Source organism: Wenzhouxiangella sp. AB-CW3, from assembly GCF_014725735.1.
GTDB lineage: Bacteria > Pseudomonadota > Gammaproteobacteria > Xanthomonadales > Wenzhouxiangellaceae > Wenzhouxiangella.
The window spans coordinates 3,462,926-3,488,639 of record NZ_CP061368.1; the positions used below are offsets into that span (position 1 = coordinate 3,462,926).

27 protein-coding genes and 1 pseudogene are annotated in these 25,714 nt (G+C 61.6%); 12 read left to right on the plus strand and 16 right to left on the minus strand.

Annotated elements, in window-relative coordinates; genetic code table 11:
- Window positions 1-2: 2 nt before the first annotated feature.
- A complete protein-coding gene (gene def, locus IC757_RS14930; RefSeq protein ID WP_190975079.1) occupies window positions 3-512 on the minus strand; it encodes a peptide deformylase in 510 nt (169 codons plus the stop codon).
- Window positions 513-613: 101 nt separating this feature from the next.
- Here def and IC757_RS14935 point away from each other — a divergent pair, with 101 nt between their 5' ends.
- The 5 genes from IC757_RS14935 to hemF all read left to right on the plus strand — a co-directional run bounded on the left by IC757_RS14935 (window position 614) and on the right by hemF (window position 7,701).
- Window positions 614-1,807 carry a LysM peptidoglycan-binding domain-containing protein gene (locus IC757_RS14935; protein ID WP_190975080.1) on the plus strand — a complete coding sequence of 398 codons (1,194 nt, stop codon included), beginning with the start codon at window positions 614-616 and terminating at the stop codon, window positions 1,805-1,807.
- Between the two features lie 28 nt (window positions 1,808-1,835).
- A complete protein-coding gene (dprA, locus tag IC757_RS14940; RefSeq protein ID WP_190975081.1) occupies window positions 1,836-2,987 on the plus strand; it encodes a DNA-processing protein DprA in 1,152 nt (383 codons plus the stop codon).
- Window positions 2,988-3,000: 13 nt separating this feature from the next.
- Window positions 3,001-3,477 carry a DUF494 family protein gene (locus IC757_RS14945; RefSeq protein WP_190975082.1) on the plus strand — a complete coding sequence of 159 codons (477 nt, stop codon included), beginning with the start codon at window positions 3,001-3,003 and terminating at the stop codon, window positions 3,475-3,477.
- A gap of 90 nt (window positions 3,478-3,567) precedes the next feature.
- Window positions 3,568-5,982 (plus strand): DNA topoisomerase I, encoded by a 2,415-nt coding sequence (locus IC757_RS14950; RefSeq protein WP_190975083.1) that lies wholly within the window; start codon window positions 3,568-3,570, stop codon window positions 5,980-5,982.
- Window positions 5,983-6,783: 801 nt separating this feature from the next.
- Window positions 6,784-7,701, plus strand: a complete 918-nt coding sequence (gene hemF / locus IC757_RS14955; RefSeq protein WP_190975084.1) for an oxygen-dependent coproporphyrinogen oxidase — start codon at window positions 6,784-6,786, stop codon at window positions 7,699-7,701.
- A 103-nt stretch (window positions 7,702-7,804) separates the two neighbouring features.
- Here hemF and IC757_RS14960 read toward each other — a convergent pair whose 3' ends face one another.
- Complete coding sequence (locus IC757_RS14960) at window positions 7,805-8,842, minus strand: hypothetical protein (protein WP_190975085.1); 1,038 nt, start codon at window positions 8,840-8,842, stop codon at window positions 7,805-7,807.
- Window positions 8,843-9,244: 402 nt separating this feature from the next.
- Between IC757_RS14960 and IC757_RS14965 the strand changes: the two genes are divergently transcribed.
- Window positions 9,245-9,457: an antitoxin MazE family protein gene (locus tag IC757_RS14965; protein WP_190975086.1), complete on the plus strand. Its 213-nt coding sequence runs from the start codon at window positions 9,245-9,247 to the stop codon at window positions 9,455-9,457.
- Complete coding sequence (locus IC757_RS14970; RefSeq protein ID WP_190975087.1) at window positions 9,454-9,777, plus strand: type II toxin-antitoxin system PemK/MazF family toxin; 324 nt, start codon at window positions 9,454-9,456, stop codon at window positions 9,775-9,777. The genes IC757_RS14965 and IC757_RS14970 overlap by 4 nt, the downstream gene beginning before the upstream one ends.
- Before the next feature lie 105 nt (window positions 9,778-9,882).
- Here the strand turns inward: IC757_RS14970 and IC757_RS14975 are convergent, their stop codons facing one another.
- The 3 genes from IC757_RS14975 to IC757_RS14985 all read right to left on the minus strand — a co-directional run bounded on the left by IC757_RS14975 (window position 9,883) and on the right by IC757_RS14985 (window position 13,677).
- Window positions 9,883-11,106, minus strand: coding sequence for an amidohydrolase family protein (locus IC757_RS14975; RefSeq protein ID WP_223846153.1), 1,224 nt, complete (start codon window positions 11,104-11,106; stop codon window positions 9,883-9,885).
- The gene (locus IC757_RS14980; RefSeq protein ID WP_190975088.1) at window positions 11,103-12,407 is read right to left on the minus strand and encodes an amidohydrolase family protein; all 1,305 of its coding nucleotides are present in this window, start codon (window positions 12,405-12,407) and stop codon (window positions 11,103-11,105) included. The genes IC757_RS14975 and IC757_RS14980 overlap by 4 nt, the downstream gene beginning before the upstream one ends.
- A 250-nt stretch (window positions 12,408-12,657) precedes the next feature.
- Window positions 12,658-13,677: a serine hydrolase domain-containing protein gene (locus tag IC757_RS14985; RefSeq protein WP_190975089.1), complete on the minus strand. Its 1,020-nt coding sequence runs from the start codon at window positions 13,675-13,677 to the stop codon at window positions 12,658-12,660.
- 6 nt (window positions 13,678-13,683) lie between these two features.
- Between IC757_RS14985 and alkB the strand changes: the two genes are divergently transcribed.
- The 3 genes from alkB to IC757_RS15000 all read left to right on the plus strand — a co-directional run bounded on the left by alkB (window position 13,684) and on the right by IC757_RS15000 (window position 16,170).
- Complete coding sequence (gene alkB, locus IC757_RS14990; protein ID WP_190975090.1) at window positions 13,684-14,340, plus strand: DNA oxidative demethylase AlkB; 657 nt, start codon at window positions 13,684-13,686, stop codon at window positions 14,338-14,340.
- A 233-nt stretch (window positions 14,341-14,573) separates the two neighbouring features.
- The gene (locus IC757_RS14995; RefSeq protein WP_190975091.1) at window positions 14,574-15,080 is read left to right on the plus strand and encodes an outer membrane beta-barrel protein; all 507 of its coding nucleotides are present in this window, start codon (window positions 14,574-14,576) and stop codon (window positions 15,078-15,080) included.
- Between the two features lie 136 nt (window positions 15,081-15,216).
- Window positions 15,217-16,170 carry a hypothetical protein gene (locus tag IC757_RS15000; RefSeq protein WP_190975092.1) on the plus strand — a complete coding sequence of 318 codons (954 nt, stop codon included), beginning with the start codon at window positions 15,217-15,219 and terminating at the stop codon, window positions 16,168-16,170.
- Window positions 16,171-16,204: 34 nt separating this feature from the next.
- On the opposite strand, the gene IC757_RS15005 is transcribed toward IC757_RS15000, so the two are convergent.
- The 7 genes from IC757_RS15005 to IC757_RS15035 form a co-directional block, all read right to left on the minus strand.
- Window positions 16,205-16,597: an ectoine synthase gene (locus tag IC757_RS15005; RefSeq protein ID WP_190975093.1), complete on the minus strand. Its 393-nt coding sequence runs from the start codon at window positions 16,595-16,597 to the stop codon at window positions 16,205-16,207.
- Window positions 16,598-16,793: 196 nt separating this feature from the next.
- Window positions 16,794-18,080: a diaminobutyrate--2-oxoglutarate transaminase gene (gene ectB, locus IC757_RS15010; protein WP_190975094.1), complete on the minus strand. Its 1,287-nt coding sequence runs from the start codon at window positions 18,078-18,080 to the stop codon at window positions 16,794-16,796.
- On the minus strand, window positions 18,077-18,610 hold the full coding sequence (gene ectA / locus IC757_RS15015; protein WP_190975095.1) for a diaminobutyrate acetyltransferase: 534 nt from the start codon (window positions 18,608-18,610) through the stop codon (window positions 18,077-18,079). Before ectA ends, ectB begins: the two co-directional genes overlap by 4 nt.
- Complete coding sequence (locus IC757_RS15020) at window positions 18,600-19,799, minus strand: aspartate kinase (protein WP_190975096.1); 1,200 nt, start codon at window positions 19,797-19,799, stop codon at window positions 18,600-18,602. The genes ectA and IC757_RS15020 overlap by 11 nt, the downstream gene beginning before the upstream one ends.
- Window positions 19,800-19,848: 49 nt before the next feature.
- Window positions 19,849-20,415, minus strand: a complete 567-nt coding sequence (locus tag IC757_RS15025; protein ID WP_190975097.1) for a MarR family winged helix-turn-helix transcriptional regulator — start codon at window positions 20,413-20,415, stop codon at window positions 19,849-19,851.
- Between the two features lie 192 nt (window positions 20,416-20,607).
- Window positions 20,608-21,261 (minus strand): rhomboid family intramembrane serine protease, encoded by a 654-nt coding sequence (locus tag IC757_RS15030; protein WP_223846154.1) that lies wholly within the window; start codon window positions 21,259-21,261, stop codon window positions 20,608-20,610.
- Entirely contained in the window at window positions 21,258-21,734 is a 477-nt protein-coding gene (locus tag IC757_RS15035; RefSeq protein ID WP_190975098.1) for a c-type cytochrome, read from the minus strand. The genes IC757_RS15030 and IC757_RS15035 overlap by 4 nt, the downstream gene beginning before the upstream one ends.
- Window positions 21,735-21,758: 24 nt before the next feature.
- On the opposite strand from IC757_RS15035, the gene IC757_RS15040 reads away from it, so the two are divergent.
- Both IC757_RS15040 and IC757_RS15045 read left to right on the plus strand, forming a co-directional pair.
- A complete protein-coding gene (locus IC757_RS15040; protein ID WP_190975099.1) occupies window positions 21,759-22,358 on the plus strand; it encodes a TIGR00730 family Rossman fold protein in 600 nt (199 codons plus the stop codon).
- Between the two features lie 2 nt (window positions 22,359-22,360).
- Window positions 22,361-23,203 carry a BPSS1780 family membrane protein gene (locus IC757_RS15045; protein WP_190975100.1) on the plus strand — a complete coding sequence of 281 codons (843 nt, stop codon included), beginning with the start codon at window positions 22,361-22,363 and terminating at the stop codon, window positions 23,201-23,203.
- Between the two features lie 44 nt (window positions 23,204-23,247).
- Here IC757_RS15045 and tatC read toward each other — a convergent pair.
- The 4 genes and pseudogenes from tatC to IC757_RS15065 all read right to left on the minus strand — a co-directional run.
- Window positions 23,248-24,015 (minus strand): annotated as a pseudogene (gene tatC / locus IC757_RS15050) (twin-arginine translocase subunit TatC); the annotation flags it as partial.
- Window positions 23,990-24,250 (minus strand): Sec-independent protein translocase protein TatB, encoded by a 261-nt coding sequence (tatB, locus tag IC757_RS15055; protein WP_190975102.1) that lies wholly within the window; start codon window positions 24,248-24,250, stop codon window positions 23,990-23,992. The pseudogene tatC and the gene tatB, both read right to left, overlap by 26 nt.
- A gap of 3 nt (window positions 24,251-24,253) precedes the next feature.
- Entirely contained in the window at window positions 24,254-24,490 is a 237-nt protein-coding gene (gene tatA, locus IC757_RS15060) for a twin-arginine translocase TatA/TatE family subunit (RefSeq protein WP_190975103.1), read from the minus strand.
- A 48-nt stretch (window positions 24,491-24,538) separates the two neighbouring features.
- A complete protein-coding gene (locus IC757_RS15065; RefSeq protein ID WP_190975104.1) occupies window positions 24,539-25,516 on the minus strand; it encodes a hypothetical protein in 978 nt (325 codons plus the stop codon).
- Window positions 25,517-25,714: the final 198 nt, after the last annotated feature.

Consider the following 25,714-nt stretch of genomic DNA (forward strand, 5'->3'; position numbering starts at 1 on the left):
GGTCAGGCAGTCGCCTTTTCGCGCTGCTGCTTGCGCAGCTTCTTCTCGACCATGCGCCGCTTGAGTGGCGAGAGGTAATCGACGAACACCTTGCCGTCGAGATGATCGATCTCGTGCTGAATGCAGACGGCCAGCAGACCATCGGCTTCCAGCTCGAAGCTTTCGCCGTCGGTATCCAGCGCCCGCACACGGATGCGCTCGGCCCGCTTGACCTCGGCATAGATGCCGGGTACCGAAAGACAGCCTTCCTCGCAGACCTGGCTGCCCTCGCGCTCGATAATCTCGGGGTTGATGAAGACCTTCGGGTCGTCACGCTCCTCACTCAGGTCCAGCACCAGCAAGCGGACGCCTTCGTTGACCTGGGTGGCCGCCAGCCCAATGCCGCGCGCGGCATACATGGTTTCGAGCATGTCGGCGGCCAGTTGCTGCTCCCGTTCGGTCACCTGATCGACCGGTTGTGCCACCCGGCGAAGGCGCGGATCGGGGAATTCCAGGATGTTGAGTTTTGACATGAGATGAGGAAAATCGCTTAAACGTGCGTTTTGCAATGATAATGTTTATGATAGTCTGCGAAAAATCAAGCCCGAGGGCCCTGCTTGGAGGGAGTCGCTCCGTGAAACGTGTATTGGTATTGACCGCAGTCCTGTTGCTGGCGTTCAGTGTACAGGCTGAGGACATTGAGTTGCGTGAGGATCATCCGCGCGAATACGTGGTCCAGGAGGGGGACACGCTTTGGGATATCGCCAGCCGCTTTCTGGAGCGGCCCTGGCAATGGCCGGCCATCTGGCATGCCAATCCCGATATCGAGAACCCGCACCTGATCTTCCCAGGCGATGTCATTTCGCTGGTATTCATCGGCGGTGAGCCGCGTCTGATGGTGGATGACTCGGTGCGCCGGCTTTCGCCGGAGGTGCGTCGGGAACAGTTGGTCGGGCCGATTTCGACCATTCCCTACGATGCCATTGAGCCGTTCCTGCGGCATCCGCGCATCATCCCCGCCGACGAGTTCGACGACCTGCCCTACGTCATCGCCAACCAGGATCGGCGCGTGATGACCGGCCCGGGAGACCGCACCTACGTGCGCGGCCTGGAAGATGCCCAGGTGGGTGACCAGGTGGTGGTTGCACGCGTGACCTTCCAGTTCGAGGATCGACGCGACCCCGACGATGACGATATCCGGCTGCGACGCAACGAGATTCGCCATGGGCCGGGCCAGGTACCCAGCAACGTGCGCCCGGCCGGTCGGGTCTGGCAATCGACCTTCGGACGGCTCGAGCGCTTCAACTACCCGGTCATCGGCTACGAAATGTGGGAGGCAGCCCGTGGCGAGGTCGTTCAAACAGGTGACCCGGCCACGCTTGAACTGCTCTCCGGGCGCCGCGAGGTGATGGAAGGTGACCTCGTGCTGCCGGTCGACGAGCATGTTTTCGACACCAACTTCCACCCGCGTGCCATGGACGTGATTCCCGAGCGTGCGCGTGTGCTGGCCATTACCGAGGCCTATTACGGCGTGGGTCACTACCAGATCGTTGCCATCAACCTGGGCGCGGCCGACGGCATCGAGCCGGGGCATACCTTCTCGGCATTCCGTCCCGGAGAGACCATCCGCGACGAGCTGCGCTATCCTCTGCTCAGCCGGGCGGCTCGGCAGAACTCCGAGCGCCGGTATGTCACCCTGCCGGAGGAATTTGCCGGGCAACTGATGGTTTTCAGGCCCTTCGAGAACATCAGTTACGCAATCGTGCTCGACGGCACCGACGCCATTCGCGTCGACGACAGGCTGTATCACCCCGACCGCCAGCCCTGACGGCCGGCGGGCCGGGGAGTGTTTCAAGATGCCGACCGTGCCGCATGCCGAGGCCTGGCTGGGCCTGGTTCTGACCCGTGGACTGGGGCCCAGGCGCCTGGCCGCACTCGAGTCGGCGCTCGGGTCGCTGGCCGGCTGGGCCGAGGCCAGCGATCGGCAACTGTCCGACATCGGCCTGGAACAGGCGCTGATTCGCCGCCTGCGCCAGCCTGACCCCGATCAACTGGCCAGGTGCCGTGCCTGGCTGGACCACGAGCATCATCATCTCGTTACCCGCGATGATCCGCTGTTTCCGCCGCTGCTCAAGCGCACCGCGGATGCCCCGGCAGCATTGTTTGCGCTGGGCGATCCCCACTGTCTGGTGCACCCCCAGATCGCCATTGTCGGCAGCCGCAACGCTTCTCCCGGCGGGCGCGATCACGCCCGGTCGTTTTCCGGCACATTGAGCCGCAGTGGCTTCGTCATCACCAGCGGACTGGCTGCCGGCATCGATGGCCACGCTCATGCCGGCTGCCTGGATGCCGGCGGCAAGACCATAGCCGTGGCCGGAACCGGCCTGGACCAGGTCTATCCGGCGCGTCACCGCGAGCTGGCCCACCGCATTGTCGACAGCGGTGTGGTGATCAGCCAGTTCCCCCCCGGCATCGGCCCATTGCCCGGGAACTTCCCGGCGCGGAACCGTATCATCAGCGGCATGAGCCTGGGCACCCTGGTCGTCGAGGCCGGGCTGAAATCGGGCTCGCTGATTACCGCCCGCCTGGCCAGCGAACAGGGTCGGGATGTGTTCGCTATCCCCGGCTCGGTGCACAATCCGCTGGCGCGCGGCTGCCACCGGCTGATTCGCGATGGCGCCAAACTGGTCGAAAGCGCCGAGGAAATCGTCGATGAACTGGCGCCACTGGCGCGCCAGCTGGCCGAGGACATCGAGCACCTGCTGGCACCGGCGGCGGGCGGCATGACGGCTGCCCCCCTTGAGGAATGCGTCCAGGCGCCGCATATTGGAGAGGATCCGGAGTACCAGCGCCTGCTCGAAGCCATTGGCTTCGAGCCCACACCCGTCGACGAGATAATCCAGCGCTCGAACTTGACACCTGCCGCGGTATCCTCCATGTTGCTGATGCTGGAACTCGATGGGCGCATATGCGCCCATGCCGGCGGCCGCTACAGTCGCAACGCCTGAAGGTAAGCAGTTGATGAAGGAAAACGTGCTCGATCTGCTCATGTATCTTTTCGAGAATTACATCTACGACGAACCGGAGCAGGAACCGGATCGAGAATCATTGAGCGAAAGTCTTGAAGATGCCGGCTTTTCGTCGGGCGAAATCGAGCATGCCTTTGCCTGGCTTGACGGCCTGGCCGAACAGCGCGAACTGCCCGAACTGGGTGGTGACGGGCCGAATGCGATTCGCATGTTCACCAGCGAGGAATGCCATCGTCTCGATGTGCATGCCCGTGGGTTCATCATGTACCTGGAGAATATTGGTGTGCTGGACCCGGCGCGGCGCGAAATGGTGATTGACCGCCTGACGGCACTTGAAACCGAGGATATCGGCATGGAGGACGTCAAGTGGGTGGTACTCATGGTGCTGTTCAACCAGCCCGGGCAGGAAGCCAATTACGCCTGGATGGAAGAAATGATGTTCGATGAGGAAGGCGACTTGCGGCACTGAGTGCCGCACCGGCAGATCCTCTCCACTTGCACCACCCGCGAATTCGTGTCAGGTTGACAACGGGCCTGGCATACCAACAAGCATTGAAAGATGGCCAAGAACCTTCTCATTGTCGAGTCGCCGGCGAAAGCGACCACCATCAACAAGTACCTCGGCACCGACTTCGAAGTGCTGGCGTCCTACGGACACGTGCGTGATCTGGTACCCAAGGAGGGTGCGGTCGATCCCGACAACGATTTCGCCATGCGCTACGACATCATCGAGCGCAACAAGAAGCATGTCGACAAGATTGTCTCGGCTGCACGCAAGGCCGATGCGATTTACCTGGCGACTGACCTTGACCGCGAAGGTGAAGCCATTTCCTGGCATATTGCCGAGATTCTCAGGCAGCGTGGCATCAATTCCGACAAACCCATTCAGCGCGTGGTGTTTTCGGAGATCACCGAACGCGCCCTGAAGAAGGCCATGGAAGAACCGCGTGACCTGGCCGGATCCCTGGTCGATGCCCAGCAGGCCCGGCGCGCGCTGGACTACCTGGTCGGCTTCAATCTCTCCCCGCTGCTGTGGAAGAAGGTTCGCCGGGGCCTGTCGGCCGGCCGCGTGCAGTCTCCGGCACTGCGGATGATCGTCGAGCGCGAGGAAGAGATCGAGAAATTCCAGCCGCAGGAATACTGGACTATCGAGGCCGATCTGGGTGAGGGCGAGGACAAGCAGTTCAGCGCCAGCCTGGTGCGCCTGGACGGCAGCAAGCTCGAGCAGTTCGACATCGACAACGCCGAACGGGCCGAACAGGTTCGCGAGCAGATCGAGCGTGATGCCGGTGGCCAGTTCCCGGTTTCGCGGGTCAAGAAGAGTCAGCGACGCCGGCGTCCGCAGCCACCGTTCATCACCTCCACGCTGCAACAGGAAGCCGCGCGCCGACTCCGCTTTACCACCCAGCGCACCATGCGCATTGCCCAGCAGCTCTACGAAGGGGTGGATACCGGGGGCGGCAACCAGGGCCTGATCACCTATATGCGTACCGATTCGGTCGCCCTGGCCGCCGATGCGATCAGCGAAATCCGCTCGGTCGTCGGCAAGGAGTTCGGCAGCGGCCTGGTCCCGGACAAGCCCAACTTCTACCAGTCGAAGTCGAAGAACGCGCAGGAAGCGCACGAATCCATTCGTCCAACTTCGGCGAAGCTCACGCCCATCAAGCTCAAGCACCACCTGAGTGAAGACCAGTACAAGCTCTACCAGCTGATCTGGAACCGGGCCGTGGCCAGCCAGATGATCCCGGCGGTCTACGACACGGTCAGCGCCGAGTTCGACGTCGGCGAGGCCACCTTCCGGGCTTCGGGCTCGACCCTTATCGAGCCGGGCTTTCTCAAGGTCTACCAGGACGCGCGCGCCGAGGCCGACAACCGGCTGCCCGAACTCAACGAGGGCGACCGCATTGCCCTGCAGGCGATCCGGCCCGAACAGCATTTCACCGAGCCGCCGCCGCGCTATTCGGAGGCCAGCCTGGTCAAGGCACTGGAGGAATTCGGCATTGGCCGCCCCTCGACCTATGCCTCGATCATCCAGACCCTCAAGGATCGCGAGTACGTCGATCTCGAGAACCGGCGCTTCACTCCCACGGCCACCGGCTGGGTGGTGGCCAAGTTCCTGTCGGAGCACTTTGACCGCTACGTCGACTACGACTTCACCGCCCGGCTCGAAGACGAACTCGATGCCGTTTCACGCGGTGAAAGCGACTGGGTTCCGTTGCTCAAGGAATTTTGGCAACCCTTTATCGACCGGGTCAAGGAAAAGAACGAAACGGTCAGCCGCAAGCAGGCCCAGCAGGCGCGCGAACTGGGCACCGACCCCAAGTCCGGCAGACCGGTCATCGTGCGGCTGGGACGCTACGGTCCCTTCGCCCAGATCGGTGATGCCGAAGACGAGGAGAAACCCCAGTTTGCCGGGCTGAGACCCGGGCAGCGCATGGACTCCATCACGCTGGAAGAGGCACTGGAACTGTTCAAGCTGCCACGCGACCTGGGCGAGACGCCGGAAGGCGAACCGGTGCAGGCCAACATCGGTCGCTTCGGCCCCTACATCCGCTACGGCAAGCGCAACTTCGTTTCGCTCAAGGAACACGACCCGCACGAGGTCACCCTGGAGCAGGCGCTGGAACTGGTCGAGGCGCACAAGAAGGCCCAGCGCGAACGCATCATCCAGAACTTCGAGGCCGAGGGCATCCAGGTCCTCAAGGGCCGCTACGGCCCCTTCGTCACCGACGGCAACCGCAACGCCAGCGTACCCAAGGACCAGGAACCGGAGAAGCTGACCCTGGAAGAATGCCAGAAGATGCTCGCCGAAGCGCCCCCCAAGGGCCGACGCGGCAAGTTCGGCAAGAAGAAGGCCGGCGCCAAGAAGGCAGCGAGCAAGAAGACCGCCAAGAAGAAGGCCTCGAAGAAAAAGAAGAAGAAAAAGCGCTCGAAGAAGAAGGCTTCAAAAAAGAAGGCCGCTTCGAAGGCCTGAAGCCGTTAGCGTACCAGCGTCCCATGGTGCTGTGGGCTTAGAGTAGATAGGATTGATGGTGGCGGGGTGGGGAGCGGCCTTGCCCGTGGCCGGAACCGAGGTGAATCGCTGTGTTGGCGCTTCGAGCATGGTGGCGTTCTGGTGCCGATGAATAATGCCGTGCCAATGGACTTTCCCTGCGACTGATCGAACGTTTCGGGTACGTGCGGCGCGGACAGTCTGTGCCAGCTTCCATCACCTCGAACCCGGCCACGGGCAAGACCACTCCCCACCTGACGTGTGAGAGTAGATTGATAGAGAAAACCAAGACGGTGCCACCACCCTGCCTTTCAACCTTCTCTAACTCTTCATAGCGGGGGGTATTCGGTCGAGCACGGACTCACGACTCACTAACGAGATCACCAATCAGCAGGCTTTCAGCTTGTCTCTCAGCGTTCGTGGCAAGGCGTCGTCGCGCCAGGTGTAGCAGGGTCTACATCAAGCGACGAGAACGCAGCCCACGGGCGCTGAGAGACAAGCTGAAAGCCTGCTGATTGGTGATCTCGTTAGTCAAGGGGTGACGGAATAATCGCCACACTTCTCCCGGTCCATCCCAAGCAGCAAGCGCCTTGTCGAAACTGACCAATCCATCAGCGACAACACGCCAATCGTATCGACGCAAGGGCCACCCAACCCAAACGACCCGAAAAAGCCAATCACCCGCCCAGGCCGTGATCGACCGGATGCCACCCGCCACCACCCCACATTCTTGTGTAACCTGTATCATCCTTCACGGTTCAAACCCTCAATGTGGATGGCCACTTGAACACCAACGAAGCAACCAGACTCGTCTCCGACTATCTCACCGATCTGCAGGACCGGCTGTGTTCGGCCTTCGAGGCAGTCGACGGAAGCACGCGCTTCCACGAGGACCGCTGGAAGCGACCCGAAGGGGGCGGCGGGCGCACGCGCGTGATCGGAAACGGGGCGGTGTTTGAAAAGGGCGGCGTCAACTATTCGCATGTACACGGTGATGCCCTGCCCGCCGCGGCGAGCGCGCGTCGACCGGAACTGGCCGGGCGTTCATTCCAGGCCATGGGCGTGTCGGTGGTCATGCACCCGGTCAATCCCTATGTACCCACCAGTCATGCCAACGTGCGCTTGTTCATCGCCGAAAAGGCAGGCGAGCCACCGGTGTGGTGGTTCGGTGGCGGCTTCGACCTGACCCCGTATTACCCATTCGCCGAGGACTGCCGCTTCTGGCACCAGACGGCGCACACTCTTTGCGCCCCGTTCGGCGAGAACGTCTATGCCGAACACAAGCGCTGGTGCGACGAGTACTTCTACCTCAAGCACCGCGACGAAACCCGCGGCGTGGGCGGGCTGTTCTTCGACGACCTCAATGAATGGGACTTCGACACCTGCTTCGCCTACATGAAAGCGGTCGGCGACGGCTACCATGCCGCCTATCAGCCGATCGTAGAGAAACGCAAGGACCATGCTTTCGGCAAGCGCGAAATCGACTTCCAGCGCTACCGCCGCGGCCGCTACGTGGAGTTCAACCTGGTCTACGACCGCGGCACTCTGTTCGGCCTGCAATCCGGCGGACGCACCGAATCCATCCTCATGAGCCTGCCGGCCGTGGCGCACTGGCGCTACGACTGGCAACCTCAACCCGGCAGCCCGGAAGCAAAACTGGCCGAATACCTCAAGCCGCGGGACTGGTTGGTCGAGGAATAGGTCAACTCATGCGTGTGGGATATCGCTCTCGAGCACTCGATTGAATGCCAAAGCAGCTCGCAGGCCAGTCAGTAGCGATCGCCGAACCTGGGGTTTGCACAGATCAAAGATACTTGGAGAGAAGCTCGGAAAGCGCTTGAGATCCAGTTCGCTTCCTCACTGACTCGACAAAAGTTTCAGGCAGCTCACCGCCGGGTCCAAACTCCTCGTCTCGCAATATCGTGAGAAAAGCATCCAGATCCTCCTCGCCATTCGTCGACTCCCCTAGCAGGGCATCCAGTGCCCGCCAGAAGTCCGCGCCGCGGAAATAGAACAGCCCGTAGTACTGGCTTTCACCCTGTTGCGCGACCCGATGATGCGCATCAAGCAACCCCATATCGGGAACTTGTTCCAGCATCTGCTCGAACAATGATTCGGCCGCTGGGTTCTCGCCCAGTGACTTGAAGCCATAGTAGTGAGCCAGGCTTTCACTGGCCCACAACGGCGCCTGATCGATATCCAGCAGATGAAACAGTTCGTGGCCGGTGATCCACTGAAATCGAACCATCTCCGATGGCTTGATTCCACTGTCGGATACAGCCACATTGGCCAGCCAGGCACCATGACCCGCCGCACCGCCAATCCGATCCAGGGATTCATCAATGCCAAGAATTAACACATCAATCACCTCCGGATTGGGCGAAGGACCTGCCCTATCGGGAGAAAGTGATCTCAGGTAGGCCAGTTGCTGTTCCAGCCCCCTATGCAGCTCCCGGGCATCAAACGCCACGGGTAGCAGGCCGTGAAAGAAGCGGAAGGTAGTCCCGCCAATCGTATGGATACAATCTGGTTGCCCGACCATCAGGAACAACGGTGCTTCATCCAGGGCAGGTACCGTGCGGCAAATCGTTTCGTTGCCGTCGGTGGCGCAAATCGATTCCGGTGTGCTGCCTGCGCTAGGGCGAAGCAGATCATTCCACTCAGTCAACAGCCACCAGCCGCCGGGATAATACAGATTGGACTGCTCGGACAGGTCCACACCTGGCCCCTCGACCCGTTGGAAGGTCACGTTCCAGGTGATGACCGAACAACCCGCCGGTGCAATCCAGGCACCATCGGTTTCAACGGGATCCGCCTCCAGACCTTTGCAGCGTGGGACCATTGTCTGAGTCGACTGTCCAAGCTGGCGAACCGTTAAGACCTCATCCACCGCCAAGGGAGTTGCCAGCTTCAAATGCAGGTTTGCAGATTCGGGCTGGTCCGGGTCAACCTGCAATTCATACCGGGCTGAATGAGCGGCGGTGGCCAATACCATCAGGCAGACTCCAGCCCAGAATAGCTTGCACATCACGATACTATCCTCGGTTAAGAGGCAAGAGATACTGCCCCCGGGGCAGGAAACCCACAGTATCCGGGCCTTCCAAAATAACATGACCCACATACCAATAGCAGGGGCTGGGAGCAGCCGTTAGCCTCCGCGAGGATCTCACCACATCGGCAATGGCTTGACACGGACGGGCTTGAGACGGTAGTCTAGGTCATGTTACATGTAACAGCCAAGAGCATGAGCCATTCCGTCCGCGATCGAGTCAGCAGCTACCGCGCAAGGATGCGACGCGCGGGGCTCAGACCCGTCCAGATCTGGGTTCCGGATACTCGCCGACCCGGCTTTGCCGAGGAGTGTCGACGGCAATCGTTCATGCTGCACGATGACCGGCAGGAAGCCGACCTTGCGGACTGGCTGGACCAGGTCGCCGATGACGACGGCTGGCAGTGAAACGCGGCGAGTTGGTGACCGTGGCGCTCAAGGGCGGCTACGGTAAACCACGGCCGGCCCTGGTCATTCAGTCGGATCTTTTCGATGCACATCCATCGGTCACCGTCATGCCGGTCACCAGTGAGCTTCGCGACACGCCACTGTTCCGGTTTGACATATCACCTGGCAGGGTCAACGGCCTGAAGCACCCATCACAGGTCATGATCGACAAGATTCACACCGTGGGCCGAGACCGTGTAGGACCGGTCATCGGCCGCCTGGAAGAAGAACAAATGGTATCGGTCAATCGCCTGATGATGGTCTTCCTGGGTCTTGCCTGAATGACCGAGTTGATCTGCATCCAACAATGGCGCTGATCGGAGCATGATCCTCGCTGCGACACGAAGATCATGCTACGGGCTCTGGCCGCCAACACCAAGCGGGAGCTACCGGGCGACTTCACTGACCCGCACACCATTGATGACCGTGCCCAGCACGCGGGTGGTGTATTCGAACGGATCACCATCGAAAAGCGCCACGTCGCCATCCTTGCCGGGCTCCAGGCTGCCCACCCGGTCGGCAATGCCAAGAATCTCCGCAGGGCCCATGGTGATCAGGTGCAGGGCCTGGTCAAAACTGGCGCCATAGGGCAAGGTCATGGCGGCCTCGAACAACACCACCCGGGTCTTGGGCACATAACCTTCGTAGCCGCTTTGCAGGGCCACCGGAATGCCCGCATCGAGCAGACGCGCCGCGGTCGTAAACGAGAAGTTCTGATACTCCGGCCCGCGCCCACGCATCATGGTCGGATGAATCAGCACTGGAACGCCAGCCTCACTGATCTCGTCGATTAGCAGATGGGCGTCACTGGCGCCGGCCAGGATCAGTCGGAACCCGAACTCCTCTGCCAGGCGCAGGGCGGTCATGATGTCGTTGTGGCGATGGACTTCGACGACCAGCGGCAGCTTGCCGTCCAGCACGTCGACCAAGGCTTCCAGGCCAAGGTCGCGTGGCCCATTGGAGGATGTTTCGCCGTTGTCCCGTGCGGCCTTATACTCGTCGGCCCGAATCAGTTGCTGGCGCAACATGGCCACCGACTTGGAACGACTGCCGGGACTGGAGCGCGAGTGTCCGCGGGTCGAGGCGTCACCCAGCGTCGCCGACAGGGCAAAGACCGGTTCGACCACGGCCGCATCCACCGTACCGCCGGTGGTCTTGGCGATCAGGGTCTGGCCAGAGATGATCTCGCCAGGTCCATGACCGGTGTGGACGGTGGTAATGCCATGTTCGCGCAGCCAGCCCACCAGGCGTTCGCGCGGGTTGTAGGCGTCGATGGCGCGCAGCTCTGGCTGCATGGCATCAGAGCGCTCAAGCTGGTCCTGATCATGCGGCTGGTTCTTGGCGCCCGCCAGCCCCACGACGCTGCGCCCGTCGATCAAACCGGGGGTGGCCACCGGCACTTCGATGCGCTCCATGCCCTCGGGAATGCTGACCGAATCGGCCGGCCCGACGGCCGCGACCCGACCATCCTCGATAACCACCACACCGGGCGCATGACGCTCGCCATTGCCCACATGCAATGTATCGGCGACCACGACCAGGTTCTGCGCGGCCAGCCCGGCGCTGAAAACAGCCAGTGACAGGACGATAATCATTCGGCTAAAGATCATTGCTGCTCTCCATGATGTCCGTGGCCGGCGCTGTCGTCATCACTCAGCGCCCCGAAGCCGCCCTCTGCCACCAGTCGGTCGTCTTCGTCCTCAAGATCAAAGCGCTTGACGCCTTCCACCCAGGTTTGTTGCACGCGCGTATAAACACTGAACGGATCGCCAGACAGAATGAGAAAATCGGCATCCTTGCCCGGCTCCAGAGAGCCGACCCGGTGTTCCAGATCCATCATGCGTGCCCCGGCAATGGTCATGGCCTCCAGGGCCGCCTGGCGCGACATGCCGGCACGAATCCCCATGGCCGCCATGCGCAGGAAGTAGCGTGAATCGGTAATCCAGTCATCGGAGTGGAAGGCCACATCGACACCGGCATCCTCCAGCGCTGGTGCGCTCTGTGCCTCCAGGTACAGCGCCTCGAGCTTGCCGCCCGGGCTGTCGATCAGAATCAGTGATACCGGCGCCTCGGCAGCCGCGATCTCGTCGGCAACCCGCCAGGCTTCGCTGGTGTGATGCAGCACCATGCGAAATCCGAATTCGTCGCGCAGGCGAATGGCCGTCATCAAGTCGTCGTGGCGGTGACTGTGGAAGTGAACGATGCGTGTTCCTTCAAGCACCTCGACCAGGGTTTCCAGGTCCAGATCGCGATCCGGGCCGCCGTTGTCATCGGCCTTGGCGAGTCGGTCACGGTATTCCTGGGCGCGAATGAACTGCTGGCGGACCAGCGCGGCAGAACGCGCGCGGGTACCGGGAAACGGCGTGTCGCCAATCGAGTTGGTGCCGTTGGCCATCTTCAGCCCGCCGGCAATCGAGCCATCGTCGTTGTAGATCAACAATCCGTCGATGGTATTGGCCTCGCGCGGCTTGACATAGATGGTCTGGCCGCTGATCAGATGACCGGAACCGGGCATGATGTTGACGGTGGTGATGCCACCGGCCAGTGCCCGCTTGAAACCGGATGATCGAACATTGAGCGAGTCGACCACCCGTACCCCAGGCTGCATCGGACTGGAACGATCCGCTCCTGCAATCTCGCCAACATGGCTGTGAGTGTCGACCATGCCGGGCATGATGACCTGGTCGGATTCCAGCTCCACCACCCGGGCGCCGCGCGGAATGCGGACCTCATCGCGAGAGCCCAGCGCGCGAATGCGACCGTCCTCGACCAGCAAAACCCCATCGGTAATTTCCGAATCGGTCACCGGCAGAATGCGTGCGCCTGCAAATGCCGTCACCTCGGCCATTGCCGCCGGAGGCAAGGCCAATAGCAGCACCACGAGCAGGGGAACAAGAAATCGTTGGGGCATGAAGACACTCCGGAAGCGACTGGACTCGGACAGGAAGACTATCACACCGGCGACGACGACCTTTCCGCTGCCCGGTACGGCCATTTCATAAATCCGGCACCTAGTGGGCCATGCGGTTATCAGCCGTCGCACAAGCGTCGTGGGCAAGGCGCGCGAGCGCAGGACTGGCCGTCGCCAATTCAAGCGAGCGGAACGTAGCCCACGGCGCTTGTGCGACGGCTGAGTGTTACCTTATTAACCGCATGGCTCACTAGTGCACTGCACGCACGATATCCGCGACAAGCCGACGCAGGTAGCCGAAATGGCCGCCACGCGACGGCGGCGTGGGATCGGACGTCATCGTGATGGTCAACGCCGCTTCCGGAATCACGAACAGGGCCTGGCCGCCGTAACCGCGGCCATAGTAGGTGCGCGTGCCCTCGATCTCGGTGATGAACCAACCATAGCCATAGTCGTCGCCTGTCCAGGGCGAGCGACCATTGGCCTGCCAGGAGCGCTCAATCCACCAGGCCGGTATCACCTGCCGCCCGTCGATGGTGCCGCCGAGTCGATAGACTTCGCCGAAACGCGCCAGCGCACGCGGGCTCATCAGCATCTCGTTGCCACCGAAATGAATGCCCTGAGGATCCTGCATCCAGTCGGGGATGCGTATATTGAGTGGCTCACCCAGCCATTTGCGTGTCAGCCTGAGCAGGCTCTCGCCTGAGGCTTCCACCAGAGCGGCTCCGGCCAGATGCGTGGCACCCGTGGAGTAGATCATGCGACCGCCGGGCTCGGCCACCATGGGTCGGCTGATGGCATGGGCCACCCAGTCACTGCTCTGCACCCAGCGCCCGTAGTTGGCGCCGGAGGTTGATTCAAGCCCGGTCTGCATGGCCATGGCATGACCAAAGGTAATCCCACCCACCTGGGAATTGACGTCGGCGGGCACCCGTTCACCAAGCAGCTCCACCAGCGACTGGTCCACTCCCTCCACCACGCCGTTCTCGATGGCAATACCGCCCAGTGCCGATAGCACCGTCTTGGACACCGACTTGATATTGGCAGGCACCGACAGGCCGGGACCGCCCTGCACATACTCGACTACCGACTCGCCGTCATGCAGCACCAGCAGGGCGTGCAGACGAGGCGTCGATTCGGCGCGCTCGACGATACGGGCGGTACTCTCGGCATCAAAAGCCTTTGACGGCACCGGCAACCCCACGGCAAGCAGGCAGCCAAGGGGTAAAATGGCACTTAGAAGTCTCGAGATCGAGAGTACTGCATTCATGACGCTATGATGCCTGTGTCAGGTCAACTATTCGACAACGCCGATCCCGACGGTTCCGAGCGAATCGGCGAGGGAACGGTGCTGTTCCGTGGCCGGCTGGCCGATCGGGCCGAAGAAATCATTGACGCGATTCGGCAGATTGCCGAACCATCTCCCTTTCGCCACCTCATCACCCCGGGTGGCCACCGCATGTCGGTTTCCATGACGTCCTGCGGCGAACTGGGCTGGATGTCGGATCGCAAGGGCTATCGTTACACCAGCACTGACCCACGCAACAACCAGCCCTGGCCGGCCATGCCGTCGCTGCTAGCTGACCTGGCCACGGCAGCGGCAGCCGATGCCGGCTTCGATCACTATCGTCCCGACGCCTGCCTGATCAACCGCTACCGGCCGGGAACGAAGCTGTCACTGCACCAGGACAAGGACGAACGCGACCCGAGCCACCCGGTGGTATCCTTTTCCCTGGGGCTGCCGGCAACCTTTCTGTGGGGCGGATTCAAGCGCTCGGACAAACCGCAACGCCTATTGCTGGAACACGGCGACATCCTGGTCTTCGGCGGCCCCGACCGCCTGCGCTACCACGGCATCCTGCCCTTGCCCGATGGCGAACATCCGCTGCTGGGCGCACAGCGGATCAACCTGACCTTTCGCAAGGCCGGCTGAAGAGCGTTGACCAATCATCCGGGATTGCTGCCTGACATTCTGATCAGTGCGTTCAATATTTGGTTTACCCCGTCGCGGATATGACATAATCCGCACCCGCCCGGATGGACTGCCCACTTTGACCGGCGCATGAGGTTGCGCCCGGCACTGATGTGCCTGTCGACATCCCCGCGCCTCTGAAAGCTGGTGTCGGCCCAACCGGAACCCTGTAACCAAAATGGAGAAACCTCAAAGTGAAGAAGCATTTTCTGGCACTCGCCGCCCTGGCCATGATGGCCGCCGGCCCCGCTGCAGCCCAGTTCGATCTCGGCATTGGCTACCATCACATTGACGACAGCCCGGTCTCTGTGGGCGGCCTGGTGGGCAGCGCTGGCTATCCGATCGTCGTGGACGAGAACTTCTCGGTCATTCCCGAGCTCCGGGTCGGCTTCGGCATCAACGACGACACAGTGTTGGGCACCAAGGTCGAACTGGACCACATCTTCGGTGTCGCCGCACGGCTCCAGTACGAGCTCAACGAGTCGTTCTATGGCTACATCGTCCCCAGCTATGCCCAGTACAAGTTCTCCGCCTCGGCGACCAGCAGCGCCGGCAGTGCTTCTATCAGCGGCAGCACCAATGAGTTCGGAATCGGCCTGGGCCTTGGTTTTCGGGCAACCGATACGGTCGGACTTGAGTTTGCCTACGAGAACGTGGACGGCAGCGATATCATTTCGGTAACCACCCGTTTCTCGTTCTGATCACGGGTTCCGGGGCCGGTCAGATCCGGCCCCGGTATCTGTGCAGCATCCACTCCATTCATCACGTCCCGCTTGCACACGTCCGTTGCACGGCGCACAATATTTCCTCCCACAAGCTGCACGAAGAGCCCTCCCAATGAACACCAGGAGGATTTCGGGGGCATTGGTCATCATGGCGTTGGCAGCCCTGCTGGTCACTTTCGGCTATTACTACGGTGAATGGGCGGAACCTGACGAGACCATGAATGTGGTCCAACTTGACGCTGACCCTCACGAAAGCTCCGAGGGTGACCTGAAAAGGTCAATGAGGACCGATAAGCGAACAAGAGATGCTGCGACCGGGGATTCGCTGCAACAGACCTTCCTGCATAGAGAAACTCGGGTTGACCCGCTTCTTGAAGACCAATCCATCTACGATGTGGCTCGGGATTTGCTTGCCAAAGGTGAGCTGAGTGAGCCTGATATGGCGATGATGATGCTGGACTGGATCGACGCCTGCAGCCGGTCAGATCAAATAAAAAGACGTGCGGCATCAGGCCGCCCTGGCTCTGGTCTAATGGCTCACTCGGCAGACCGAATGGGTAACATCTGTGACGAGCTGGCGATGGATGTCGGCTCCGACAGGCAGGCTTGCATGGAAGCCTGGCGGGAGATTGCATTCGAGGAAGGCACCAAGAACCCGTTCATTGATCAAGCAGAGGACGGGCATATGAACATTGCGCTGAGCTCAGCGGCTGAAGCGGCTTTCGAGTCACTCAACTACCATCAGATATTTGCTGCACTGGCGGCAATCGTGATTTCCGGGGAACTGGAATCTCCCTTTCCCGATATCGATCCGGAATCGGCTCAATTTCTATTTTCCGGACGCATAAAGCAGGACGCTGCACTAGCACTACTGTGTGAAAATCTTGGAGGCTGCTCTGGCGATCACCCATTGGTGGTGCGCCATTGTCTTGGTGTGAAGCGGCACGATGGATGTTACTACCCACGCGATGTATATGATGCGATAGAGCAGACCCAGACACCGATTCAGCAGACCGTCTTCTGGTCGCTACTGAACCAGGTCAACGGCATTTACCGCAAGCCCTAGCAAATATCCCCCGACAGTGCCGGGGGATATCTCTCTACCCCAGGTCGGCGGGGTAAGCGCCGTCCGGACCGTGGACTTCGCGGCCGGAGACCGGGGGATTGAACACGCAGACCATGCGCATGTGCGAGCCCTTGTTAGCGCGCAGGATGTGCTTGTCGTGCTGGTCGAGGGCGTAGATGGTGAAGGCTTCGAGCGGGTAGACCTTGCCGTCGTCGACGGTCTCGATCTCGCCCTTGCCCTCGATCAGATACACGGCCTCGAGGTGGTTCTTGTAGTGCATGTGCAGCTCGGCACCTTCCTTGATCACGGTGTCGTGCACGGAATAACCCATGCCTGCATCCTTGAGCAGCAACCGGCGGCTGTTCCAGCCTTCGGTATCCACGTCGTCCTTGGTGCCGATGATGTCCTCCAGTCTTCTAACGATCATATTCCTGTCTCCTGATTCCAATTCAACCCAGCGCCGGGCCACAGTGTCCGGCCGCAATTTCGATTCGACCGAAAAACACAGTATGAGGCGGACGTTGCTTTATGCGAGTATCGCAGGGAACCGGCGTCGCGTTGAGCGACGCCGATCAAACCGCACGAGCGGCCGGACACTGTGGCCCGGCGCCACAACCCGGTTCTTACGCGACCTTCTTGTCCGGCGAAGCCTCGCCCGCCACGGCCATCACCGCCTTCTCGATGATGTCCAGGCCCTGACCCAGGTCTTGGTCGGAAATGATCAGCGGCGGCAGCAGCTTGAGCACCTGGTCTTCCATGCCGGCGGTTTCGATGATCAGACCGAGTTCGAAGCACTTGGCCGAGGCCTTGCCGGCCAGTTCGGCGTCTTCGAAAGCGATACCCTGGATCAGGCCGCGTCCGCGTACGCTGGCCTTGACCGGCGCCTTCTCGACGATGGCCTTGAGGCGCTGCTCGACCAATTCGGCCTTGCGTTCGACCTCGTTCTTGAGCTCATCGTTGGTCCAGTAGTCCAGCGCCTTGGTGGCCGTGATGAAAGCCAGGTTGTGTCCACGGAAGGTGCCGTTGTGCTCACCGGGCGACCACTTGTCGAGCTCCGGCTTGAACAGGGTGATGGCAAACGGCAGACCGAAGCCGCTCAGGGACTTCGACAGGCAGACGATATCGGGCTTGATGCCGGCCGGCTCGAAACTGAAGAACGACCCGGTGCGGCCGCAACCGACCTGGATGTCATCGGCGATCAGCAGCACATCGTGACGCTCGAGAATCTCGGAGAGCTTCTTGAGCCACTCCATGCGCGCGACATTGACGCCACCTTCTGCCTGCACGGTTTCGAGAATCACCGCGGCCGGCTTGTCCACACCCGAACCCTCGTCGGCCAGGATCGCCTCGAGCAGTTCCAGGCTATGGTCGCTGCCATCTTCCAGGTAGCCATCAAACGGCATCTGGGTGGCATTGCTGAGCGGCACGCCCGCACCAGCGCGCTTCATGGCATTGCCGGTCACGGCCAGCGAACCCAGGGTCATGCCGTGGAAGCCGTTGGTGAAGGAAATCACGTTCTGACGTCCGGTGACCTTGCGGGCCAGCTTGAGTGCGGCCTCGACGGCATTGGTGCCGGTCGGCCCCGGGAACTGGACCTTGTAGTCCATGCCGCGTGGTTTCATGATGACTTCCTCGAAGCGCTCGAGGAAGCGCGCCTTGGCATGCGTGGCCATGTCCAGGCTATGGACGATATGGTCCTCTGCCAGGTAGTCCATCAGGGCCGACTTCAGTTCGGGATTGTTGTGCCCGTAGTTCATGACCCCGGCGCCGGCAAAGAAGTCGATGTACTCGCGACCTTCCTCGTTGATCAGGCGCGCTTCGCGAGCATGGGTGAACACGGTCGGGAAGCCGCGCACGTAACCACGCACTTCCGATTCGAGACGATTGATGGTTTTCAGGTCAGTACTCATTGCTTGCCTACTTGGTTTGAATTTGAATCGAATGGGCCGATGCGGAACAGATCCTCGGCCTCGTGCCCACCGGGAAACAACTCGGCGGGCATGTAATCACTGATTTCGCAGTCCACGCCCCTGTCGCGTGCCACCGACTTGAACAGCTTGCGTGAAGCGGTGTTGTCGGGTGTGACCGATGCTTCCAGCCAGCGCGCGTCCGGGTTCTGTGCCAGAAAGGCCTCCAGCAGCTTGCGTGCCAGACCCCGCTTGCGCATCCAGGGTGCGACACCCACCTGCCATACGAAGACCGCATCCGGCCGCTTCGGCGGGCGATGGCCGAGCACGAAGCCGGCCAGTTTGCCGTCGACCTCGGCAACCACGCAGGTATCGGCAAAGTCGATGCAGAACAGGATGTAGAAATAGGCAGTGTTGAGCTCCAGTCCGCCCATTTCCTGGACCAGTTCGTACATGGCCTTGCCGTCGGCGGGTTCGGCCCGGCGAAAGGTCGGCTCCAGAGTCACCGCACTATTGGCACTTTCAGGCGACATCGGCGACCTCTTTGTTGACGATTCGGAAGCCATCGTGGAAACAACGGGTGGCCGCTGCAAAATCCTTGCTGTCGACCATGCAGGTTACGGCATGCTCAAACACCATGATGTCTGCCACTTCGATGTTCTTCTCGGCCAGCATGGCAACCGCCGCTTCGCGGATCGAGTCATCCTTGCCGGCCTCGTAGCCAACAGCCGATACCGTGGCCAGCGAACCCGAGACCTCGACACCTTGCGGGAACTCCTTGCGAATATCCCCGGCCAGGCCATCGGGATCCGGCACCTGGTCGCGCGGGATCATGCAGATGCCGGAATCGCCCTCGGCCATCTCCGGGACGAAGAACTGGTAGTCATCCAGCTCGGCTCGCAGGCGGTCAGCATCGGCACTCTCATCAAACTTCACGCACAGCAGTTCATCGTGTCCGGCCACGCCGACGATGCGAGCTTTCCCGGCACCACCTTCCGGGCTTAGTATGGTCTCGCCGCCATCACCGTGCGCCTTGCGTGCATGAATGGTCACATCCTGCTCAAGCGCATAGTCGATGGCACGTTCGTTGAGAACGCCCGCGCCGTGATGGGCCATGGTCTTCATCTCGGGCAGGCTGATCACGTTCATGCGGACGGCGTCGGGCACGACACGCGGATCGGCGGTGTAGACACCATCGACATCGGAGTAGATCTCGCAGCGATCGGCCTTTACCCCGGCGGCAATGGCCACTGCCGTGGTATCGGACCCACCGCGCCCCAGCGTGGTGATGTCGCCATCCGGGGTCTCGCCCTGGAAGCCGGCCACGACCACAACCGCACCTTCATCGAGGTAGCGGTTCATGCGCCTGGGATCGACCGTGCTGATGCGGGCATTGAGATGGGAATCGCAGGTCAGCACACCGGCCTGCGGGCCAGTCAGCGCCACGGAGCGGATATCCATGTCCTGCAGCGTGATGCTCAGCAGGGAAGCAGACAACTGTTCTCCGGATGCCAGCAGCATGTCGAGCTCCCGGTTGTCCGGATTGGAATTGACCTTGCCGGCATAAGACAGCAGGCGGCTGGTGGTGTTGCCACGAGCCGACACGACAACCACGACGCGATTGCCATCGCGGTGGCACTGAGCGACACGCTCGGCCACCGCGCGAAGTTGCTCGTCCTCTGCCAGGGAGGATCCGCCGTATTTTTGAACGATGGTTTCCATCTTTAGTACTACCTTTCTAGGTTCCAGATTTGAATTTGAAATCGGTTTCTCAGGACTTTCCGGGCGGCATCGGCGCCATCGCCGAACCCTCGTCCTTGATGCTGAGTATCTCGACCAGCGCTTCGAGCCCCTTGTTTAGCCCCTCCAGCTCGCCGTCGGCCAGACGTGTCAGGCCGTCAAGCAGAGCGCCCTGGGCCGGCAAGGGAGCAGTCGCCAGCAGCTTTTCCCCGGAACGGGTGACAAACAGCTTGACGACGCGCTGATCAGGCCCGGAACGCGCCCGCTCCAGCAGCCCCTTGTTCTCGATCTTGTCGAGCAGGTTGCTGGCGGTGGCCGGCTTGATCGACAGGCGCCGCGCGATCTGCGACACATTCAGCCCCGGTGCCCGAGCCACTTCCCACAAGGCCCAGAGCTGCGCCGCACTGAGACCGCACTGGCGCTCGACCCAGGCCGAATGTGCCTGGATGGATCGGACCACGATGCGAAAGTGCCGCACCGCCGCCATGACACGGGGGTCGTCCGGCTCGATCTCCGGCGCGTCCGGCACGGTGGCTTCCACTGGCTGGCAGATTTCGCTGCCCGCTTCGAGTTCGGTATTGCTGTGATCGGTCTTCATATGGGGCGCTATTATATGGCAGCAAATTACTTTGTGGCTAACTATTTGGGTAAATAATATTTCCCGGCAAAGCAAATAGGGGCTATGTTATTGACTTGAAAGGACTTACAGGGGAAAGAAATAGTTAGACTTGACCAGCCCCCCCCCCTGGACAGGCCGGACGACCGGCGGCCGCCCGGACCCGTCACGGCATCAGCGACGCCCGACGCGCTGACTCCAGTAAACGATCAGCCCGAAGCCGAAGGCCATGCCGCCGAGATGGGCAAAGTGAGCAACGCCCGACATGGTGCCGGTCATGCCGAAAAACAGCGTCAGCGCCCCGTAGCCGATCACGAACCACTTGGCCTTGATCGGCACCGGCGGAATCAGCAGCATGATGGTGCTGTTGGGGTACATCATGCCGTAGGCCAACAGCAGGCCGAAAACCGCGCCCGAGGCACCGATGGTCGGATAGACCCCGCCGGTCACCGCGGCCACCAGCAACTGCACCAGGCCGGCACCCATCAGGCAGACGAAGTAATAGATCAGAAAACGGCGCGTGCCCCACAGCCGCTCGATCGGCAACCCGAACATGTAGAGCGCAAACATGTTGAAAAACAGGTGCGCCAGGCCCCCATGCATGAATCCATAGGTCACCAGTTGCCAGGGGGCAAATCCAGTATCCAGCACGCCGACATCGCTGAAGCGAATCTGGTCGGGTGTACCCAGCGGCCAGAGCGCAAACAACCGCATGGTCTCGGCAAACGCATTCATCTGCAGGAAATAGGCGAACACCGTCACCCCGAGAATGACCATGGAGGCCGGCAGCGTCGACCCACCCACGGGGCCGGATTGCGGCACTCTCATTCCAGCTCCTCCAGGGCATCGATCACCCCGTCCCAGCCGACCAGCGGCGAACTGTCGGACAGGGCATCGCGCAAGCCGTCCACATCCGAGGCCTGCAACGTGGGCTCGCGATCCCCCCACTGTTCGTCCATAAAGGCAACGATGGCGGCCAGGTCCTCATCACTGATGTTGCGCATGGGCGGCATGAAGCCCCGGTAGGTACGCCCGGCGACCTCGATCTCCCCGCGCAGCCCGTAGAGCACGATCAGCGCCAACCCTTCCGGCGGCAACTCCAGCCACTCCGACTCGTCAAGCGGAGGAAAGGCAGGCGGGCGCCCTTCACCGGCATTGCCGTGACAGGAGGCGCAGTAGCGCAGATAAGGTTCCTGCCCATGGGCCATTTCCACCGGCTCATCCGGGGCCTGTCCGCATCCGGCCACCAGCAGTGATGCCAGCAGCACGGCCAGCGCAGTCTGTTTACAATGTGTCGTCATTTCGTTTCGCACTCGCTCGCTCAAATGCCAATCAGGACCGTCACCGTTTACGCCGCCTCCAGCCAGGCGCTGGATTCGGCCTACATCGACGCCGCCGCGCGCCTGGGCACGGCCCTGGGACGTACAGGATACCGACTTGTGTACGGCGGCGGTGGCCATGGCCTGATGGGAGCGATGGCCGATGCGGCACTGGCCGCCGGCAGCGAGGTTCACGGCATCATTCCCGAGTTTCTCACCCGCGTCGAACAGGGACACCAGCACCTGACTTCTCTGGAAGTGGTGCCGGACATGCGCACACGCAAGGCCCGCATGCTTGAGGACTCCGATGCCGTCATTGCCCTGCCCGGCGGCTGCGGCACCTTCGAGGAACTGTTCGAGGCCATGACACTGAAACGCCTGGGGCAATTTCTGGGCCCCATCGTGCTGATCAATACCGCCGGCTATTACGACCGCCTGCTGGATTTCCTGCATCACAGCGTCTCCGAGCATTTCATGAACCAGACCCACCTGGACATGTGGCAGACGGTGGCCGAGCCCGAGCAGGCCGCAAAGGCGCTGGAACAAACCCACCGCTGGTCGGCGCAATCGGCGCTGGCCAGCGCGGCAGTACAAAAACGGAGCTGAACATGAACATCCGGGTACGCAAGATCCGCTTTGGACGCGGGCTGCGCTGGCTGCCAGCCGGCGCAGAACTGCTGTTTTCCAGCCCGGGGCCACTGGCCGGCGTGGCCGGACTGTGGCTGCTGGTTTCGCTGGTGGCCGTCATCCCGATCATCGGCCAGGGCCTGCTGGCCGTACTGACCCCGCTGCTCACCGCCGGCGTTCTGTATGCCTGCGCGCAGGTCGCGGCCGGCCAGCGGCCGGCACCCACTACCCTGTTTGCCGGCTGGCAGGACCCGCAGCGACGCGGCATGCTGTTGCTGCTCGGACTCTGGGGCATCGTCGGCAGCGTGGTCGCCGTGAGCATTCTGGCCGGCTGGCTGGGCGCACAACTTGACGCCGAGCAGCTGGAAGCCGCCATGGCCTCGCCCGAAGCGCTGGCTGCCACCCTGGCCGAAACCTCCGTGGGTGGCGGCGTCCTGCTGGCCGCACTGGTCATGTTGCTGGTCATGGCGACCCTGTATTTCGCCATCCCGCTGGTGATGTTTGCCCGTCAGCCGGTCATGCGCTCCCTGCTGCAAAGCCTGCAAGCCATACTTCACAATCTCCTCGCCTTTATCGGACTGGGGATGGCCGTCTTTCTGTTTGCCCTGGCCGTCGGTCTGATCCTGCTGGTGCTGAGTTCGGTGGTCAGTATCGCCCTGGGCGAGGTGGGAGCCATGCTGGCGCAGGTGCTGTTTTTGCTGGTCACCATGTTCGTGCAGATGGTCATGGCCGCCACCCAGTACGTGGCCTTTCGGGACGTTTTCGAACTGCCGACCGACGGCGATGATCAGGGCGACGGAGAGGACCGGCAACTGCTGGCCTGAACGGACACCTTGACTCAGGACCGGCCGGACCGACCGAATTTCCGCGGGCCGTCGCCGGCCTCGTCGTCAGGCTTTGGCGCGTGCGTGACCAGCACGCGTGACATGATGATCCCCAGTTCGAACAGGGCCAGCACCGGCAGGGCGAGCAGGGTCTGGGAGATCATGTCGGGCGGCGTGATCAGCATGGCCACGACAAAGGCACCGACGATGACGTAGCCGCGCATGCGTCCCAGCGCCTCGGGCGTGGTCACGCCCAGCGCAACCAGGATCAGCGTGGCCACCGGCACCTGGAACGCCAGCCCGAAAGCAATGAACAGCGTCAGCACGAAATCCAGGTAGCGGTTGATGTCGGTCATCACCGCCACACCCTCCGGCGCCATGGTGGTGAAAAAGGCAAACACCACCGGAAAGACAACGAAGTAGGCAAACGCGCAGCCGGCATAGAACAGGCCGACGGCCATGAAAAGAAGCGGCCGAGCAAGCCGCTTTTCGTGTCGGTACAAGCCGGGAGCAACAAACGCCCAGGCTTGGTAAATCACCACCGGCATGGCCAGCAGCAGCGCCAGAATGAGCACCAGCTTGAACGGGGTGAGAAAGGGCGAGGCCACGTCAATGGCGATCATGCTGCTGCCTTCGGGCAGGTGACGCACCAGAGGTTCGGCCAGCCATGAGTAAAGCACGCGGGCAAACGGCGCCAGTACGATCAGGATCACGCCGATGGCCAGGATCGCCCGGAGCAGGCGCGAACGCAGCTCCAGGAGATGCTCGATCAGCGTGGCTTCCTGTTCAGGCGCCTCGGGATCGTTCATCATCCTGCTCCGTGCGGTTCTCTTCGGAAGACGATTCCGTGTCGCCGGCCATGATGCGCCGGTTGTGTTCACGGTCCATCTCGGCCTGGAACTCCGATTTCAGGCTTTGCCAGGCGTTGCGGGCAGTGCGGGAAAGCTGGCCGGCCGTGCGCGCGATTTCCGGCAGTCGACGCGGCCCGACCACCAGCAGGGCGATCAGGGCCAGCAGCAACAGCTCACTGAAGCCGATGCCGCTCATCGCTCAGGTACCGTTGGAATCGGACCTTTCCGAGCGTGTCGACGATTCCGGCTCGGGGGACTCGTCGGACTCATCGTCCTCCCCGTTCGAGCTGTCATCCTCGCTGACGCCTTTGCGAAACTCGCGGATGGCGCCTCCCAGATCGCTGCCGAGATTGCGGATGCGCTTGGTTCCGAAAATCAGCAGTACGATCAGGAGGATCACCAGGATCTGGAACCAGCCGATATTGCCGATACCCATGAGAATGCGCCTCGCCGTGCGGGGGTGAATTCAGGAACTGTCAGTGTATCAGGATTGCGTGCGACGCAAGTGCCATGCCGCCGGCAAGACCAGCAGCAGCAGGAGCAGCCAGCGACCCGCATCGCTCATGAGCGGAATGGCATGGACCTCGTCTGATTCCATGCCCACGTCGCGCCCCCCGTCTCCATCACACTGGCTGGGCGGACCAATGGCCAGTGATTCGATGCCGACAATGGTTTCAGCCGCCCGGGTGGCCCGACCGGTTTCCGGGTCGATGCGCAGGATTTCGCTGGGGCGGGCCTCGGTATCGTCATCGCCGAAGACCCGGTTGCGATCGGTAATTGCCCAGAGCTGCCCGTCTTCATCGGCTGCCAGGCCGGCCTGGTTGTAGGGACTGGCTGCCGAGCCAAGCGCCCCTATTAGCTCGGCTGACGCAGTTTCCGCATCAACCCTGTACAGATTCGGCACCGCCGTTGTTCCATCTCGATCTGTCCCCAGACCCAGGCCGTAGACCTGATCGCCGACGACCGCCAGATCAACCAAGGGCAGTCCCAGATCACCAATGCGCTCCAGCAGACCACTCTCCTCGTCGGCATGGAAAAGCTCACCCGTACCGGCCGACGACACCAGCAGGCGCCCGTCGCAGGTGAAGGTCATACCGAAATCCATGCTGGTGCCCAGCGGGATTCCAGTATTGTTCTCGCGACCACCCACGGCAATGGCATTTCCCGACGACGTTCCAATACGCACCAACGTATTGGTATTGTCATCGGCACCGAACAACCGGCCGTCCGGACTGAATGCCATACCTTCGATGTCAATGAAGTCGCCCCGCCCGGTCCAGCCAATATATTCGGCGTCTCCATTGACCAGGTTGACGCGCCACAAGGCAAAAACTCGGCTGTTGTCGGAAAAATCGCCGCGCGAATTGATGCTGTAACCAAAAGGCTCCGCCCACGCCGAAGCGCTGACCATGAAAATCAGGGTCAGCAGCACAGACCGCCACGGCAGCGCGGAAGCTCGCATTCTTTTCCTTCGATGTACAGACTCCGACAAGATCAATCATAGCAGAACTGTCACAAAGTTCCCACACAAGACTCATCGTCAACAGACTGATCGGCAAGCAAAAGCGACCTTGGGAAGCTCTGAACAACTCTGCGCGGGCACGACGGCGCAGAGTTCCTTGACGCTCACGACAGAGAGAAACAAAACCTCCTACAATGC